This window comes from Mucilaginibacter sp. (assembly GCF_028287845.1).
Lineage (GTDB): Bacteria > Bacteroidota > Bacteroidia > Sphingobacteriales > Sphingobacteriaceae > Mucilaginibacter.
Genome location: NZ_JAQBOW010000042.1, coordinates 1 through 15,479, shown reverse-complemented (window position 1 = coordinate 15,479; position 15,479 = coordinate 1). Strand labels below are relative to the sequence as shown.

Below are 15,479 nucleotides of genomic sequence, written 5' to 3'. Positions count from 1 at the left end.
CTCCAAATAAAAATGAACAAAATGAACAGCACGCTTTATTCTTTTTACACTTATCTTTAAACATATCTTAAACCCTATCACCTCTTAATGTGTACTTACCAGTTTTGGGGTTAAAATTGGTTGCATTATTTTAGTTAAGTTGGTTACAATTAGCCGGTGTAGTTGCATAACTACATCGGTTTTTTTATTTGGCCCAATTGCATGCCTCATAATGCCTTTAAGTTAAAAAACTGCTTTAAATTTTCACCTTTTTTACCTGCTTTTGTAAAAAACATATTACAAAAGCCCTTAAATTACTTTGCTTTTAAATTAAACATATTTAACCGCCTCCTGTTAACAATAAATAATTTAGCTTTAGCTGATGGTTGAAATGGTTAAAAAATGGTGGCTGAAATATACCGCGATAATAGAAGCCCGGCTTTCTTTACACGAACAGCACCACAAAAAAGACCTCCTGTTTTGGCAAAACCAATTGTTTGTTAATTTCCTTATCTACTGCCTGCCCGTTAGTTTAATTGCGCTGCTTCCCGGCGTAATTGTAGCCATGATAAATGGTTACTACGTTACTGCAACGGTTGATATACTAAGCTTCCTTTTAATTGTATTTGTTACTTTTTTTAAACCGTTAACACCCGGGACCAGGAAAGTTTACGTTATTGGCATATTCTATTTTTTATCCGTTTATTTAATAAACGCGTTGGGTTATATGGGTCCGGGCGTATTTTATTTGTTTTTTACCACCGTGCTTATTGCGCTGATATTGCCCATACGCTACGCTTACTGGTCGGTTTTGTTAAATACGGCGTTGCTGTTAGGTTTTGCTTTAATTATCAAATTCGGGCTTTTTAACAGTGCGCTCATACCAAACTATAGTGTAGGCCGATGGATAGCCTTTAGCTCTAATTTAATATTTGCAAGCATTGTTATTATATCGCTCATTCACCGCATTTTTGAAAAATTACAAATAACCATAACAAACAAGGGCCATTTGCAAGAAAGGTATAAAAGCATTTTTAACAATAGCCCCCTGCCCATGTGGATATTTGATGCCGATACCCTAAAGTTTTTAGATGTAAACGAGGCCGCTTCCAAACGCTATGGTTATACAAAGGAAGAGTTTTTGTTAATGACGATAAAAGATATCAACTCGCCCGAAAAAGCTGCAGAAGTAGAAATGATAGTAAAAGCCAATAATAAATCCGGCCATAATTATGAAGGCACCACGCAGCATATTAAAAAAAACGGCGATTATATCTATGTAAGCATACAAAGCAATCATTTATACCTGGATAACCACCCGGTAAGGCTGGTGCAGGCTACAGATATTACCCAACAGGTAAAATACCAGTTAGAAGTATTGGCTACTAATAAAAAAATTAAAGAATCTGAGGCTAATTTACGTGCCGTGTTTGATAGCGCCATTGATGGTTTTGTTCTTTTAGATACACAACACAATATTAAGTTATTCAATTCCAGAGCCACAGCATCCATGCGGTTTAACAAGGACCAGCGTGAGTTGGAAATTGGCCGCTGCATCTTCGAGTTTGTAGAAATCCCGCAGTTAGTGTATTTTGAGCGGCTTATAGAAAAAGTATATGCCGGCGAAGTAATTGATTATGACAGGAAATACCGTACCGACAAAGGAACTACTAACTGGATACGGTATACCCTTACACCGGTTTACGAGAGCCATGTAATTAACGGGGTATTCATTACCGGGCGCGATATTACCGCGAGTAAATTATATTTAAAAACGGTAGAGGATCAGAATAAGATATTCCGCGAAATTTCATGGGCACAATCGCATTTGGTGAGAGCCCCGCTAGCGCGTATAATGGGTTTGGTACCCATGCTTGGAGTTGCAAACGGTAAAGCCGAACAGAGGGAAATATTAAAGTTTATAACTATATCCGCCGATGAGCTTGATGCCATTATCCGCGAGATTTCTCAAAAATCAAATGATATTATTGATAAACATCCGGTGCCGGTTAATTCTTAACGATCAGGTTGTTTATGCAGACGGTGTTTGAAAGATTTGAATTCGTCACAAGTTCCCAACCGGACTAGTTTGGCTTTATAATCCCAGACTCAGGGTAGATCAGGTGGTCCAAGTGGGTTCGCCTGTCGGCGGGGTGCGTATATCCCCACTTTTTCATTATTTTTGATGGAATATGAAAAAACTCATCCGCAGCTTTGGCTATGCTTTTAATGGTTTAGGTTATGCTGCTAAAACCCAGCTTAATTTTAGGGTGCATTTGGTAGCATCTATTTTAGCTGTATTTATGGGTTATGCCCTCCACATTGCTGTCAACGAATGGCAATGGGTTATCTTCTGCATAGCATTAGTATTAATGGCCGAGCTATTTAATACCGCGTTAGAATTTTTAACCGACCTCGTATCGCCCGAATACAATAAAATTGCCGGCTACGTTAAAGATGTAAGCGCCGGGGCAGTAGTTATTGCCGCGTTATTCGCATTGATAACCGGTATAATTATTTTTTTACCAAAGCTGCTACTCCTCATCCATGCTGCATAAAACCCGGGGCATAGTACTTAAAACTACCGATTATGGCGAAAGCAGTGTTGTTGTACAGGTGTTTACAGAGAAACTGGGCCTGCAATCATACATCATAAACGGAGTAAAAAAACCGAAAGCCAAAATAAGCCGCAATATGCTGCAGCCCCTTCATTTGTTGGATATGGTTGTTTATCATAAAAATACCGGCAACGTTCAGCGCATCGCCGAACTGAAGAACTCGCCGATATTGCAAAGCATCCCTTATGATATGATAAAAAGCAGTATGGCTATGTTTTTAAATGAAGTGCTGTATAAATCTATCAGGCAGCAATCGGCTGACGAAAATCTGTTTGGTTTTGTGTTTAGCGCTATTGAATGGCTGGATAATCAAACCAGCGGCATGGCTAACTTTCACTTGTTGTTTTTGTTGCAACTAACGCGTTACCTGGGCTTTTATCCCGACAGGTACCAAGCTAATGATGCCGATTACTTCGATCTGAAAAACGGAGTTTTTAATAAATACAAACCTGATAGTGTGCTATACCTGTCGCCACCCCACACGCAAAACTTTAATAAATTGCTGCAAAGTAATTTTGAGGGCCTTGCTCAATTAAAGTTTACTAATGATGAGCGCCGTTACCTTATAGCAAAGTTATTAGAGTATTACACCCTGCATATAGAAGGATTTGGCAACATTCATTCGCACGAAATACTGGAAGAAGTGTTGGGTTAACTACACATTAAGGCCTAAAACCTGTTTCTTAATAAAATCTATACTTGAATTTGGCAGAGTAGCCCCGCTGATTTGGGTTATAGTACCGTCATTATGTATTCCCAACTCGGCTTCTATGTTATTGTCAATTTTAACGTGCAGCCTTTGTTGTTCTTTTTCTACCAGGCATCGCACTTCGCGGCCCGAGTAATTTAACTGAAATTGATATTTTCCGTCTTTTTCGGCTGGCGTTGTATCGTGAGGGTCAATCATGGCTTAGTGTTTTATTTTCTATAACACCGTAATTGATGGGATGTTTACTTTAATTGGAAGTTTTTATACAACCTTATTTATATGCAGCAAAGAAAGGTTGTTTGGAAGAAAGCTTTAAAACAAAAAGAGAGGGCTTAAACGGCTCTCTCTCTTTGTTATTAACTGACTCATTATTAATCATAAAGAACTAGTGTTTTAACTTCGATAATAACAATTAAACAAAGATAATAGCTATGGACTAGCGGTGTAATATTTTAACTTAATTTAACATGCAAAATACCAGAATTACAAATTTTATATTGTCTTTTATAAATTGTTCGATATAATATATGGATTAGTATTAATTAGCTCGCCTATCTTATAATAGCAAGGTAACCGCTAACCTTGGATTTATTGTTAGCCAGATAGAGGCTATCAAAAATAAAAAAATCGGGTGAATGGCAACCAACATCCCATCAATTTTATTACTCATTTTGTTTTAAAGATTTATTACTTTGCATCCCGTTAACACCAATTTTAAATAAACTGATTTTTTATAGCTAATAACCCCATTTGTTTGCGTTGGAATTGGTTAGTTGTGCTTTATAATATTTAACACTTACAATAACACTGTTATGTCTACATTTCGAAGTTCAGACTGGTTTGGTAAAAAGGATAAAATGGGCTTCATCTATCGCAGCTGGATGAAAAACCAGGGCATGCCCGAGGATATGTTTGATGGCCGGCCGGTAATTGGAATCTGTAATACATGGTCAGAGCTTACTCCCTGCAACGCCCATCTGCGTGATATTGCCGAAAGCGTAAAACGCGGTGTGTTTGAAGCGGGAGGTTTCCCGCTGGAGTTTCCCATCATGTCGTTAGGCGAAACATTGTTAAAACCTACCGCTATGTTGTTCCGCAACCTGGCCAGTATGGATACCGAGGAATCTATAAGAGGTAATCCTATTGATGGTGTGGTGCTGCTTACCGGTTGCGATAAAACTACACCATCTACCCTGATGGGCGCTGCCAGTGTAGACCTGCCAACCATTGTAGTGCAGGGCGGACCAATGCTAAACGGCAAATACAAGGGCCATGATATAGGCTCGGGTACTAACGTTTGGACTTTTACCGACGACCTTAAAACCGGCAAAATGAGCTACGCCGAATTTACCGAGGCCGAAAGCTGTATGTCGCGCAGCCCCGGTCATTGCATGACAATGGGTACGGCCTCGACAATGGCTTGCATGGTAGAATCGCTAGGCATGTCATTAAGCGGTGGCGCGGCTATTCCGGCAGTTGATTCCAGGAGGAAACGACTGGCACAGCTATCCGGCAGGCGTATTGTAGAAATGGTTAAAGAGGACCTTAAAATATCTAAAATATTAACCCGCGCCGCTTTCGAGAATGCTATTAAGGTTAACGCGGCCATTGGCGGCTCATCCAACTTTGTTATTCATTTAACCGCTATCGCGGGACGTATTGGCGTTGAATTAAACCTGGAAGATTTTGACCAGATAGGCAGCAAAATGCCGTTGTTATTAGATCTGATGCCGTCGGGTAAATTCCTGATGGAAGATTTTTATTATGCAGGCGGCCTGCCGGCTATATTAAAACAAATGAGTTCTGTTTTGGATATGGATGTGATAACCGTTACCGGCAAATCGCATAAAGAAAACATTGAACCCGCCGGTGTTATTTATAACGAAGAGGTAATACATCAATTCGAAAAACCCATAATCCCCGAAGCAGGTATTGTTGTGGTAAAAGGTAATTTAGCCTTAAATGGCGCGGTTATTAAACCATCGGCAGCAACACCGGGCCTGATGCAGCACCGTGGCCGTGCCGTGGTATTTGAAAATATTGAAGATTATCACGCACGTGTTGATGATCCTAACCTGGATATTGACGAAACCTGCGTAATGGTACTTAAGAGTGTTGGCCCAGTAGGCTATCCCGGCATGCCCGAAGTAGGTAATATGACCCTGCCTAAAAAACTATTGGATAAAGGCATTACCGATATGGTACGCATATCAGACGGCCGCATGAGCGGTACCGCTTTTGGTACGGTGATACTGCATGTATCGCCCGAATCTGCTATTGGCGGTAATTTGGGGCTGGTTGAAAACGGTGATATGATAGAACTTAATGTGGCAAACAAGTCCATCCATCTTGAGGTATCAGACGAAGAACTGGCCATCCGCAGAAGCAAATGGGTAGCGGCAGCACCGGCATCAAACCGTGGCTATGTAAACTTATATGTTAAGCATGTACAACAAGCCGATAAAGGTGCCGACCTTGACTTCCTTGTAGGTGGCTCAGGCTCTGAGGTACTTAGAGATTCACATTAATTAATTAACTATCAACCTATAACTAAACCATGGTAATATTTGTTCTTGTTTTTTGTATTGTAACGCTGATATTGCTCGTAACCTGGGCAAAGCTAAATGTGTTCCTTACTTTTTTAATTATTTCGCTAATGGCTGCATTGCTGTTAGGTATGCCCCTTACTCATATTACACAATCTGTAAATAAGGGTATTGGCGATATGCTGGGCTCGCTGGTTATCATCATTGTACTGGGTGCCATGCTGGGTAAGCTGGTGGGTGTAAGCGGTGCCGCGCAAAAAATAGCAACCTCTATGCGCAATGCTTTTGGCGAAAAATATATAACCTGGGCCATGTGCGTAACTGGGTTTATTGTAGGTATATCACTGTTTTATAATGTGGGCTTCTTTTTGCTCATCCCTATCATATTCTCGGTAGCCAACCAGTATAAACTGCCGCTGGTATATGTGGGTATTCCTATGTTGGCGTCGCTATCAGTAATGCATGGCTTTTTGCCGCCGCATCCGTCGCCTATGGCGCTGCTTACGCAGTTCCATGCAGATATAGCTAAAGTTTTTGTGTACGGTATAATTGTAGCCGTTCCGGCAATTGTTATTTCGGGGCCGCTGTTTGCAAGGTTTTTACGCAACATGCCCTCAAACTCTATTATTGCCATGTCGGTACAGGAGATACCTGCCGAAAAGCTTCCAAGCCTGGTAAATAGTATACTATCATCGCTATTGCCGGTTATTGTTATTGGTTTAAGTATTATCATTACCCCTTACATAGGCACTCATCCCCGGCTAAAAAATATAATTACCTTTTTAGGCGATCCTAACATTGCCATGATGGAAACTATAATGATAGCTACCTACACCTTAGGCATCCGCATGGGCATGAAGCTTACCGAGGTGATGAACGTTTATGCCGATGCCGTAAAAGAAATATCCATGATCCTGCTTATTATTGGCAGCGCCGGTATATTAAAACAGATATTTCTTGATAGCGGGGCAAGCAACCAGATAGCTAACACCTTACAGGGGCTTAACCTACCGCCTTTATTGCTGGGATGGATAATAGCGGCTGTATTAAGGCTTTGTTTAGGATCAGCAACCGTGGCAGGCTTAACCGCTGCGGGTATTATTTACCCGCTAATGCAGCATATCCCTGTCGACCCTAACCTGATGGTACTTTCGGTAGGCGCGGGTAGCTTGTTTTGTTCGCATGTTAATGATACCTCTTTTTGGGTTACTAAAGAATACTTTGGTTTGAGCATGAAAAACACATTCCTTTCGTGGTCGTTAATGGAAACGCTGGTATCTACTATCGGGCTGGCCGGAGTGTTAATATTGAATACATTTATACATTAAAGATTATACAACATGAGAAAGCTGTTTTTAACATTGATATTGAGCGCGGTAATAACTACCGCCTTTAGCCAGAAAGCAAAAGACAATACTTTAACCAAAAAAGAAATAAGCCAGCACTGGAAACTGCTGTTTGATGGCACCACCGCAACCGGCTGGACAAGCGCCAACGGTACACCTACCACCGCCGCACCCGGCGCGTGGGAAGTTGTAGACGGCGCCCTGACGCTTAAAAAAGGAGCTAACGGCGGCGATATTTACACCGCCGACGAATACGGCGATTTTGAGTTTACTGTAGATTTTAACATAGAGCCCGCCACCAACACAGGCATAAAATACTTTTGCTATAAGTATGATAAAGGCGGCAACCTGGGCTGTGAGTTCCAGATTATTGATGATGTTTTGGGCGAAGATAATAAACAACCCAATCATTTGTTAGGCTCGTTGTATGATGTATTGCCGCCCGTTGAAGCCAAAAAGAAAGTAAACCCGCCCGGCCAGTGGAACACCATACGTATAGTAGCCAAAGGCAAACATGTAGAGCACTGGGTAAACGGTATTAAAGTACTGGAGTTTGAGCGTGGCAGCAAAGAATATTTGGACGGTGTAGCCGGCAGCAAATTCAACAAAGCCGAGCCGGTATTTGGCATGGTAAATAAGGGCCGTATACAATTGCAGGACCACCACGGCCCCGTAGCATTTAAAAATATTAAGATGAGGGTGTTGTAAAACACTTTACCGATGACAAGAAAAAGGGCTGTACGTTTGTTCAGCCCTTTTTTGTTTTACCCACTCGCTCTATACACGTACCACAAGCAATGTGCAACGGGATTGATAATCCCGATATAATTTAGTCAGGGATTATTAATCCAAACTAACCCGGATTTAAGGTCATGAAAGCAGGGCTGTTTTATTTAACCTTCTATATATCATGCTATAATATAAAAGAAAAGAAGTAGATTTGGTATTATAAACAACCTACTCCTTATGAAAAAAATGTTACTCCTGGTGTTATTTACCACTGCCATTAGCCTACATGCTATGTCGCAAGAATACACAAAACCTCAATTATCGCGCGGCGTACACCCAGGTACTATTACTACACTGGATGGCCAAACTGTAAAGGGATACATCTATTATGATGATCGTCAGGCCAATCAAAAAAAATGTATTTATTACACAGATTTTAATGATGTACATACTGAAAAAGTATACAAGCCTGCAGATATTGCCGGTTACACCATTGAAAACATGCAATACAAAAGCATAAATTATAGCGGCAATATAGGTTTTGGTAAAGGTAACCGGAACTTTGTTTATATAACGCAGCCGGGTGCCATCACTACGTTTACTTACTGGGCCCCTACTGAGCAGTTGTTATGGCAAAAAGGCGATGAAGAACCATTTAGTAATGCTTCAATGGTTTTTGGGTTTAAAAAAACGATGCTTAACCTTGTTGGTGATGATGTTGAATTGGCAGGTAAGGTTGACCGGAAAGATAAAGGATATGGTATACTTGGTGTTGCAACAATTGTAAATGAATACAATGCCTGGGCCGCGTCAAAAAAATAGTTTTTTTATAGTTACCGCCTTAACCACACCATCATGAAAAAAGCCATTATTGGCTACTGTTTTTTATTTTCAGTTTTTTTGAGCTATACTAGTTTTGGACAGAAATTAAAATCAGAAGCTATTTCGTATAATTATAACCGCTTACCTGCATTGCCTGTAAAAGGCATTGATAGTTACCAGCTAACGTTTGAAGCCGCCTACGAAGCCAGAAACCAGCAATTGGTAAATGAGTATGAGCAGCAAAGAAACGCTGCCGAAGAGAAGTATCGTAATGATGTGGCCAGCTACACCGCACAGGTAAAGGCTGCTAATGACAGATACGATAAAGCAATTGCAGAATACAATAAAAAGTCGCTCGGAACTAAAATAGCCGAAATGAGCCTCCTTGATAATAAAAAGCCTGTAAGAGAGATAATTAGTAAGCCTTATTTAGCGACGGTTGAAAAGCCAAACCTGCAATCATCCTATGATTACGGGGTAATTGCAAACACCTACATTAAGCTTGAAGGGTATAAAAATGAACCCGGAAACGGATTAAGGATCAAAGTAGTTTTATATGGATTTGACCATACCAGGCCCCGCAGTATGGATGAACAGCAAGAAAATGTAAAATTAGGTGGAAGCGGCAGTTCGGGTATGTATAAAAGCACATTGTATCATACCGAATTTTCATATCGCCACCCTATGGCTGTAAAAGTTTATGCACCCGATGGAAAAGAAATGCTAAGCCTTACACCACCCGAATTAAATAGTTACAAGATATACAAGGGCCCGGCTACTGACAGACCCTCGGGTATTAATTACGACTTGCTTTTAAAAACTACCGAAGAGAAGATACTGCAAGATAACCTGCGTTTTATAAATAACCTGCTTAATGATAAATATGGCTACTCAAGTATAAAAAGAGTTGCCACGCTATATTATATAAAAAACGGCGACAATGGCTATACTGATCTGACGACCGCTTTTAATGAAGCATCATCGGGTTTATTGATGATGCAACAGGATGCAAACTCCGGCAAAGCTAAGCTGCAAAAGGCCTGCGATTTATGGAACACAGCCCTAAAGGAGGCTGATATCAGTAATAAAAAGGCGCGCATTAATAAAGACATCGCACTGGGAATTTACTTTGACCTATTAGAAGCCTATTTTGCCCTGAGCGATACGCAGGGAGGCGAAAGCACCTTAGAGAAATTAAATACATTAAGCATGGATAACAGCGACCGAAGGATAAAACTCGATTTTGACGTGCTTTTTGCTGAACTTAAAAATCGACAACTACACAATTAAAAGCCAACCTATATGAAACATTTATTATTATTTGCCGCATTGCTAATTGGCATTACCGCCTTTGGGCAGGTTAAGGTTATACAGGGTAATAGCGACCCACTATTTAGTTTAGCCAAAAAACCTGTATTTACCTCTTTCAGCACAAGCACTGCCGACTATTTTTTAATCAGGCGCAGAGAAAATATGGCCAAGATTAACCAGCTAATTGTTGCCGACAAAGGCGGCAATATCACATTTAATAAAGATATATGGATAAAAACCGGATTTATAAATAACTCTTTCCAACTGCAACAGCTTGTAGTAATAGGCAACACACCAATTGCATTTGTTGAGAATTTTAATAAAACCGATGGGAAAAGCACCCTGGTTGCGTGCACAATCAGAGAGGATGGAAAAGTTAATGAAACTGGTGTAGAAGTAGGCAGCCTGCCGCAAACCAGATTGCTTAGCCCCGTTGACTGGTATATTTGCCTTACGCCTGATAAAAAACATATAGCCGTAATAGGCCAGCCTGTGCATGAAAAGGATAGTCCTGATCTGTTTAAGTATTTTATACTTGACGAGAATTTAAAACAATTAAGCACCGGCGAATTTAGCTTTGCCGGTAAAGCCAAGCGTATAGAGATCTATAACTTCCTGGCATCTGATAAAGGCGACTTATACATCCTGTCAGAAGATTTTGACAAAACATATAAATATCCTACACTTTATAAATACACAACAGGTGGGCAGGCTACTATTATCCCTATAATGATGGCCGATCCTGACCAAAAGAATTTTAACTATACCTCCACCGTGAACCCGGCCGGCGAATTGGTTATTGCAGGATATGTTCAAAAAAAGAAAACCTTTTCTATGGGAGACACTCAGACTACCGGTACCTGGTTATTTAACTCGGCCAAAATAAATGAGGTTAAAACATTTAATTTTGATAAACCTGTTACCAATCTTACTGCACGTAACATTGTTTATAATGGTAATACGTTTTATTTAGTAGGCGAACAATACAAAGCCGAAAGGCAACTAAGCTCCGGCTCAAGCATGCAGCACCTGGGGATGGATGAATCTTTTGATTACAGCCACAACGATATTATGGTAACAGGTTTTAGCGCCGATGGTGCCAAAAAATTTGATATGCCTTTAAGCAGAAATCCCTGGGTATCGCATGATCTTGACCAGCAATACATGGTGTCGTCTGGCCTTATTAATGGTAAACTGGCTTTAATATACAATGACCAATATGGTAAATACTTTGACGAGAAAAGCTATAAAAACTATAAATTGCCCGTAGCGGTATTGATTACCAATGATGGCTTGATGGAGGCGCCTATACCTTTTGCCAAAGAGCTTGATGTAAAAGTGAGTACTTATACGTTGTACCCTCAATTTTTTAGTAGCAACGGTGGGCAAATAAGCGTGCTGGCTGGCAACAACTCATCAGTTAAACCTATAGTTTTTAAATAAAAATAATAGCGATGGCGCGGGCCGGAAAAAATTGCTGATGCAATAATTCGTCGCACTTCCCCAATACCCAAATTGGCTCCGTTAGTCCGGGATTATAAATCCCGGACTAACTTGGTGATCCTACCTGACCCCACCTGAACCTTTCTCCTTTCTCCTTTCTCCTTTCTCCCACGCCCTTCACACCTCCCCAAAAACTCTGTATATTAGCATATGGATTTAAAACTCGGCAACAAAGTAGCCATAGTATTAGCAGCCAGCAAGGGCCTGGGCAAGGCTATTGCCACAACTCTATCTGCCGAAGGCGCGAAAGTTATAATTGGTTCGCGCGATGAAAACGAACTGAATAAAACTGCCGGTGAAATAAAAAAGTTGACCGGCAACGAAGTGATAGCTATCCCGGTGGATGTATCAGACGGTAAACAAATTGAAGATTTTGTAAAAAAAGCCGCCGCTGCTTTTGGGCAGATAGATATTTTGCTGAACAACGCCGGCGGACCACCATTTGACAAATTTGAGAACTTTGATACTGATGCCTGGCAAAAGGCATTCGAATTAAACCTGTTAAGTGTTGCCCACATGAGCAGGCTGGTATTGCCTTATCTTAAAAAATCAGGCAGCGGGCGCATTATCAATATTATAAGCGGAAGCACCAAATCTGTACTGGCGAATTCGGTATTGTCTACCAGTATGCGTTTGGGCGTGGTGGGGTTGGCTAAAATGATGGCCGACGAGTTTGGCCCATATAACATCACGGTTAATAATATTGGCCCGGGTATGATATTAACTGATAGAATTAAACATACTTTGCCAAAAGGCGTCGACCCGGAAGAAGCGTTGAAAGAACGCGCTAAAAGTATCCCCCTGGGCCGTATTGGCAGGCCCGAAGAACTGGCCGCGCTGGTGGCATTCCTGGCATCAGCACAGGCATCCTACATTACCGGCACTACCATACAGGTTGATGGCGGCGCAAGCCGGGCCATATTTTAATTGGCTTGATGTTGTTGGTTCTAAAATACCTTTTTGTCATCCTGAACGTAGTGAAAGATCTTATTAAATCGATAAGTATAAGGGCAGTCATTCAGATAAATTTGTTTATGGATAAGAACACTCCTAATTGGAAAGCCGGACCGATGGGGGGATATACTACCGTAAAAACAAATTTATTTTCACAAAATCTCATTATTCTTACTCATAAAAAAGCTATACGCTAAGTTTAACACCAACAAGGGCAGAAATAATAGCCTCAACTTTTTTTATTGATGCCTTATCCCCTGATCTTTCAATAGCTAATAAGTCTTTTTTTGCCCTGTCGGATAAAATTATCTCAAATTTTCCCATATAGTTTTGGCAGGGTCCAGTTTGAATACTTATTTGGAAGCGGCTTTTTTTAACTCATCCCTTAAATCCATAAAAGAATTATAGGGGCCTATGGCTAAAGTGGTGTTTACCAGCCATGCGGGGAGGTTTCCGCCCGGGTTTACGCTGAAAGTATAGTCAACCTTTAAGGTATGGTCGTCAACTACAATAACTTTCCATAGGGCAAGCGAGTACGGTACACGTATAATATCAGGATTTTTAGGCAAATAATCAGGCAGGCTTTTAGCCTGTATCTCAAACCGGTTAGTTATACTGTCGGGGAGCAAGCTAAGCTGCACTATCAGGTCACGGTCTTTTATGGGCCACGGTAAATGCGATACCGAATAAAAAATGATTTGTTTCGAATTTACTGTTTTTAGAATCGCGGTTTTTCGTGTGTTGTAAACCCAATCATTATAGTGTTTAATATCCTGCAGTGTTTTTATCAATTGTGTTTTCGTGGTGGTTAATTCGCAAATAACCCTTAACTCTTTAAGGTTCCCGGTTAATGGGGTGCGCGTAAACACTTCTATGCCATTTTCGTTTCGTTTCAACTCCCATTTTCCCTGGCTAAAAGCCGTCGACAGCAAGACAATTAAAATAATAATGGTGAATAAGGCTTTTTTAAACATATTTAATATCAGGCTCGTAACGGAATACATCATATACAAAAACGCGTTACCGCTTTAAAACTACGGGTTATAGCTGTACATTTAACGCACGGCGGCATAATATATTTGATAGGTAATCAATTATTTAAAATGTCAACATGGTAGTAATGATTAAGTTAACATTTTTAATTTCCGATTAAAAATGTTAAATAAAATTTCTAATTCCGGTTATTTAAAGAATATTGTATCATTATCCAGCAGTTAAAAGCTGGGGATTAAATATAAGCGGATATCCTTCTCCCTACTGGCGCGAGTATCCGGTTAGGGCTGTGCAAAGGGCTACTCGTGCCTTGCTTGCAAAAATAGCATTAAGTCCAAACGGGGTCTTGCCTGTTATCAAAAATATATAAAAGGATGATCTTTGTTTCTGTTACCTCATAAACCAATGAAGATTGGCGGGAAATAATAGCCCTTCGGTATCGTGCATCCACCGGGATAGCCTGGTAGAGATCTGGGTTTGTAATGATTTTTTAACAATGCGGTCAATTCTGTCTAATAGTTTTCCGGCAGATGAAGCACCGTAATTATTTTCTACATAATTGATAACTGCAATTAAAGTTATTTTATAGGTATCGGTATAAACAACTTCAGCAGTCATTACCTGCCTAAAATATCGCGGTGGCTGGTGTAGGTGGTTAGCCTGCCGTTTTCTTTATCGTTTTCGGCGCGGTGCAATAATTCCAATTCTTGTTCACTTATCTTTTCTGTCGCGTCTTTGCCGTGTAGTCTATATTCATAACTTCTAAAATGGTTTTCAGGGCGTTCCATTTTTTCTTGTTATTTATATTTAATACTACTTGTGTCATAGCCTTGATATGCAATTTAAGATATTCCCTTTCGGTTTGCTTTAAAACAAAGTTAAATTAAATTGGCTTTATATGCAAGCCCCCCCACACAGCCGCAAAACCCCCAAACATTGCCACCTCTCGTCCCATATAGCAAAGATATGAGAGGGAGTTAAACCATTTTATGTAATATAAATGACTAAGCCACTGCAAAAATTTAGGTAAACTTTTCGTATTTTTGCAACCTCTAAAATTTGAGGTGTAATAGATTAATGTACAAGGAATATAAGCAGTTAAATTTATCGCAAACAGGCAAAGATGTGCTGGAGTTTTGGAAGGAGAACAACATCTTCGAAAAAAGCATCAGCAGTCGCCCGGCCGGTAACCCGTATACATTTTATGAAGGACCGCCGAGTGCCAATGGTATGCCCGGTATTCACCACGTAATGGCGCGCGCCATTAAAGATATTTTTTGCCGTTACAAAACGCTAAAAGGTTACCAGGTAAAACGCAAGGGCGGCTGGGATACCCACGGCCTGCCTATTGAACTGGCTGTAGAAAAAGCTTTAGGGATTACTAAAGACGATATCGGTAAAAAAATAACCGTTAAAGAATATAATGATGCCTGCCGCAAGGAGGTGATGCGTTACACCGATGTTTGGAATGACCTGACCGAAAAGATGGGCTACTGGGTTGACCTGGAAGATCCGTACATCACTTATAAAAACGAATACATAGAATCGCTCTGGTGGATATTAAAAGAGCTTCACTCAAAAAATCTGCTATATAAGGGTTATACTGTGCAGCCATACTCGCCAAAATCGGGCACCGGCCTAAGCTCGCACGAGTTGAACCAGCCGGGCACCTATAAAATGGTGAAGGATACTACCATAACCGCACAGTTTAAAGTTAAAAGAGACAAAGATTCGGAATTTTTATTCGAAAATATCAATACTGATCTGTACATATTAGCTTGGACAACTACGCCGTGGACATTACCTGCAAATTGCGCTTTAGCTGTTGGCGAAAAGATAAGCTATGTAAAAATAGCCTCTTTCAATCCGTACACCTATGAACCGGTAACGGTAATATTAGCAAAAGATCTGATAGGCAAATTCTTTAAAGCCGAAGGTGAAAACGCTTCTTTTGAAGATTATAAAGGCG

Annotated in this window: 16 protein-coding genes; 11 read left to right on the top strand and 5 right to left on the bottom strand. The window is 40.5% G+C overall.

The genetic code is table 11. From position 1 onward, the window contains the following. The first annotated feature begins 370 nt into the window (after window positions 1-370). From JWP71_RS03990 to recO, 3 genes are all read left to right on the top strand, one after another. Entirely contained in the window at window positions 371-1,999 is a 1,629-nt protein-coding gene (locus JWP71_RS03990) for a PAS domain-containing sensor histidine kinase (RefSeq protein WP_299497403.1), read from the top strand. Between the two features lie 172 nt (window positions 2,000-2,171). Then, window positions 2,172-2,537 (top strand): diacylglycerol kinase family protein, encoded by a 366-nt coding sequence (locus tag JWP71_RS03985; RefSeq protein ID WP_299497401.1) that lies wholly within the window; start codon window positions 2,172-2,174, stop codon window positions 2,535-2,537. Then, window positions 2,527-3,252 (top strand): DNA repair protein RecO, encoded by a 726-nt coding sequence (gene recO, locus JWP71_RS03980; RefSeq protein ID WP_299497399.1) that lies wholly within the window; start codon window positions 2,527-2,529, stop codon window positions 3,250-3,252. Before JWP71_RS03985 ends, recO begins: the two co-directional genes overlap by 11 nt. Here the strand turns inward: recO and JWP71_RS03975 are convergent, their stop codons facing one another. After that, window positions 3,253-3,504: a hypothetical protein gene (locus JWP71_RS03975; RefSeq protein WP_299497397.1), complete on the bottom strand. Its 252-nt coding sequence runs from the start codon at window positions 3,502-3,504 to the stop codon at window positions 3,253-3,255. A gap of 614 nt (window positions 3,505-4,118) precedes the next feature. Here JWP71_RS03975 and JWP71_RS03970 point away from each other — a divergent pair. From JWP71_RS03970 to JWP71_RS03940, 7 genes are all read left to right on the top strand, one after another. Further along, complete coding sequence (locus JWP71_RS03970) at window positions 4,119-5,834, top strand: IlvD/Edd family dehydratase (RefSeq protein ID WP_299497395.1); 1,716 nt, start codon at window positions 4,119-4,121, stop codon at window positions 5,832-5,834. A 29-nt stretch (window positions 5,835-5,863) separates the two neighbouring features. Further along, a complete protein-coding gene (locus JWP71_RS03965) occupies window positions 5,864-7,180 on the top strand; it encodes a gluconate:H+ symporter (protein WP_299497394.1) in 1,317 nt (438 codons plus the stop codon). Window positions 7,181-7,192: 12 nt separating this feature from the next. Beyond that, window positions 7,193-7,906 carry a DUF1080 domain-containing protein gene (locus JWP71_RS03960; RefSeq protein ID WP_299497392.1) on the top strand — a complete coding sequence of 238 codons (714 nt, stop codon included), beginning with the start codon at window positions 7,193-7,195 and terminating at the stop codon, window positions 7,904-7,906. 258 nt (window positions 7,907-8,164) lie between these two features. After that, entirely contained in the window at window positions 8,165-8,749 is a 585-nt protein-coding gene (locus tag JWP71_RS03955) for a hypothetical protein (protein WP_299497390.1), read from the top strand. A 33-nt stretch (window positions 8,750-8,782) separates the two neighbouring features. After that, on the top strand, window positions 8,783-10,039 hold the full coding sequence (locus JWP71_RS03950) for a hypothetical protein (RefSeq protein ID WP_299497388.1): 1,257 nt from the start codon (window positions 8,783-8,785) through the stop codon (window positions 10,037-10,039). Window positions 10,040-10,051: 12 nt separating this feature from the next. Then, complete coding sequence (locus JWP71_RS03945; RefSeq protein WP_299497386.1) at window positions 10,052-11,503, top strand: hypothetical protein; 1,452 nt, start codon at window positions 10,052-10,054, stop codon at window positions 11,501-11,503. Window positions 11,504-11,713: 210 nt separating this feature from the next. Next, window positions 11,714-12,490 (top strand): SDR family oxidoreductase, encoded by a 777-nt coding sequence (locus tag JWP71_RS03940; RefSeq protein ID WP_299497384.1) that lies wholly within the window; start codon window positions 11,714-11,716, stop codon window positions 12,488-12,490. Between the two features lie 213 nt (window positions 12,491-12,703). Here the strand turns inward: JWP71_RS03940 and JWP71_RS03935 are convergent, their stop codons facing one another. The 4 genes from JWP71_RS03935 to JWP71_RS03920 all read right to left on the bottom strand — a co-directional run bounded on the left by JWP71_RS03935 (window position 12,704) and on the right by JWP71_RS03920 (window position 14,298). Then, on the bottom strand, window positions 12,704-12,841 hold the full coding sequence (locus tag JWP71_RS03935) for a hypothetical protein (RefSeq protein WP_299497382.1): 138 nt from the start codon (window positions 12,839-12,841) through the stop codon (window positions 12,704-12,706). A gap of 29 nt (window positions 12,842-12,870) precedes the next feature. Further along, window positions 12,871-13,491 carry a hypothetical protein gene (locus JWP71_RS03930; RefSeq protein WP_299497380.1) on the bottom strand — a complete coding sequence of 207 codons (621 nt, stop codon included), beginning with the start codon at window positions 13,489-13,491 and terminating at the stop codon, window positions 12,871-12,873. Window positions 13,492-13,900: 409 nt separating this feature from the next. Next, window positions 13,901-14,128, bottom strand: a complete 228-nt coding sequence (locus tag JWP71_RS03925; protein WP_299497378.1) for a hypothetical protein — start codon at window positions 14,126-14,128, stop codon at window positions 13,901-13,903. Then, a complete protein-coding gene (locus tag JWP71_RS03920) occupies window positions 14,128-14,298 on the bottom strand; it encodes a hypothetical protein (RefSeq protein WP_299497376.1) in 171 nt (56 codons plus the stop codon). The genes JWP71_RS03925 and JWP71_RS03920 overlap by 1 nt, the downstream gene beginning before the upstream one ends. 289 nt (window positions 14,299-14,587) lie before the next feature. Between JWP71_RS03920 and JWP71_RS03915 the strand changes: the two genes are divergently transcribed. Further along, window positions 14,588-15,479 (top strand): class I tRNA ligase family protein (locus tag JWP71_RS03915; RefSeq protein ID WP_299497374.1); only part of this gene is annotated, 892 nt, incomplete at its 3' end.

What these genes read in the sequence shown, in the direction of transcription:
- JWP71_RS03930 (WP_299497380.1), bottom strand. Translation starts at nt 13,491, where the DNA reads ATGTTTAAAAAAGCCTTATTCACCATTATTATTTTAATTGTCTTGCTG.
- JWP71_RS03965 (WP_299497394.1), top strand. Translation starts at nt 5,864, where the DNA reads ATGGTAATATTTGTTCTTGTTTTTTGTATTGTAACGCTGATATTGCTC.
- JWP71_RS03935 (WP_299497382.1), bottom strand. Translation starts at nt 12,841, where the DNA reads ATGGGAAAATTTGAGATAATTTTATCCGACAGGGCAAAAAAAGACTTA.
- JWP71_RS03940 (WP_299497384.1), top strand. Translation starts at nt 11,714, where the DNA reads ATGGATTTAAAACTCGGCAACAAAGTAGCCATAGTATTAGCAGCCAGC.
- JWP71_RS03990 (WP_299497403.1), top strand. Translation starts at nt 371, where the DNA reads ATGGTTAAAAAATGGTGGCTGAAATATACCGCGATAATAGAAGCCCGG.
- JWP71_RS03975 (WP_299497397.1), bottom strand. Translation starts at nt 3,504, where the DNA reads ATGATTGACCCTCACGATACAACGCCAGCCGAAAAAGACGGAAAATAT.
- JWP71_RS03945 (WP_299497386.1), top strand. Translation starts at nt 10,052, where the DNA reads ATGAAACATTTATTATTATTTGCCGCATTGCTAATTGGCATTACCGCC.
- JWP71_RS03955 (WP_299497390.1), top strand. Translation starts at nt 8,165, where the DNA reads ATGAAAAAAATGTTACTCCTGGTGTTATTTACCACTGCCATTAGCCTA.
- JWP71_RS03950 (WP_299497388.1), top strand. Translation starts at nt 8,783, where the DNA reads ATGAAAAAAGCCATTATTGGCTACTGTTTTTTATTTTCAGTTTTTTTG.
- JWP71_RS03920 (WP_299497376.1), bottom strand. Translation starts at nt 14,298, where the DNA reads ATGGAACGCCCTGAAAACCATTTTAGAAGTTATGAATATAGACTACAC.
- JWP71_RS03925 (WP_299497378.1), bottom strand. Translation starts at nt 14,128, where the DNA reads ATGACTGCTGAAGTTGTTTATACCGATACCTATAAAATAACTTTAATT.
- recO (WP_299497399.1), top strand. Translation starts at nt 2,527, where the DNA reads ATGCTGCATAAAACCCGGGGCATAGTACTTAAAACTACCGATTATGGC.
- JWP71_RS03985 (WP_299497401.1), top strand. Translation starts at nt 2,172, where the DNA reads ATGAAAAAACTCATCCGCAGCTTTGGCTATGCTTTTAATGGTTTAGGT.
- JWP71_RS03960 (WP_299497392.1), top strand. Translation starts at nt 7,193, where the DNA reads ATGAGAAAGCTGTTTTTAACATTGATATTGAGCGCGGTAATAACTACC.
- JWP71_RS03970 (WP_299497395.1), top strand. Translation starts at nt 4,119, where the DNA reads ATGTCTACATTTCGAAGTTCAGACTGGTTTGGTAAAAAGGATAAAATG.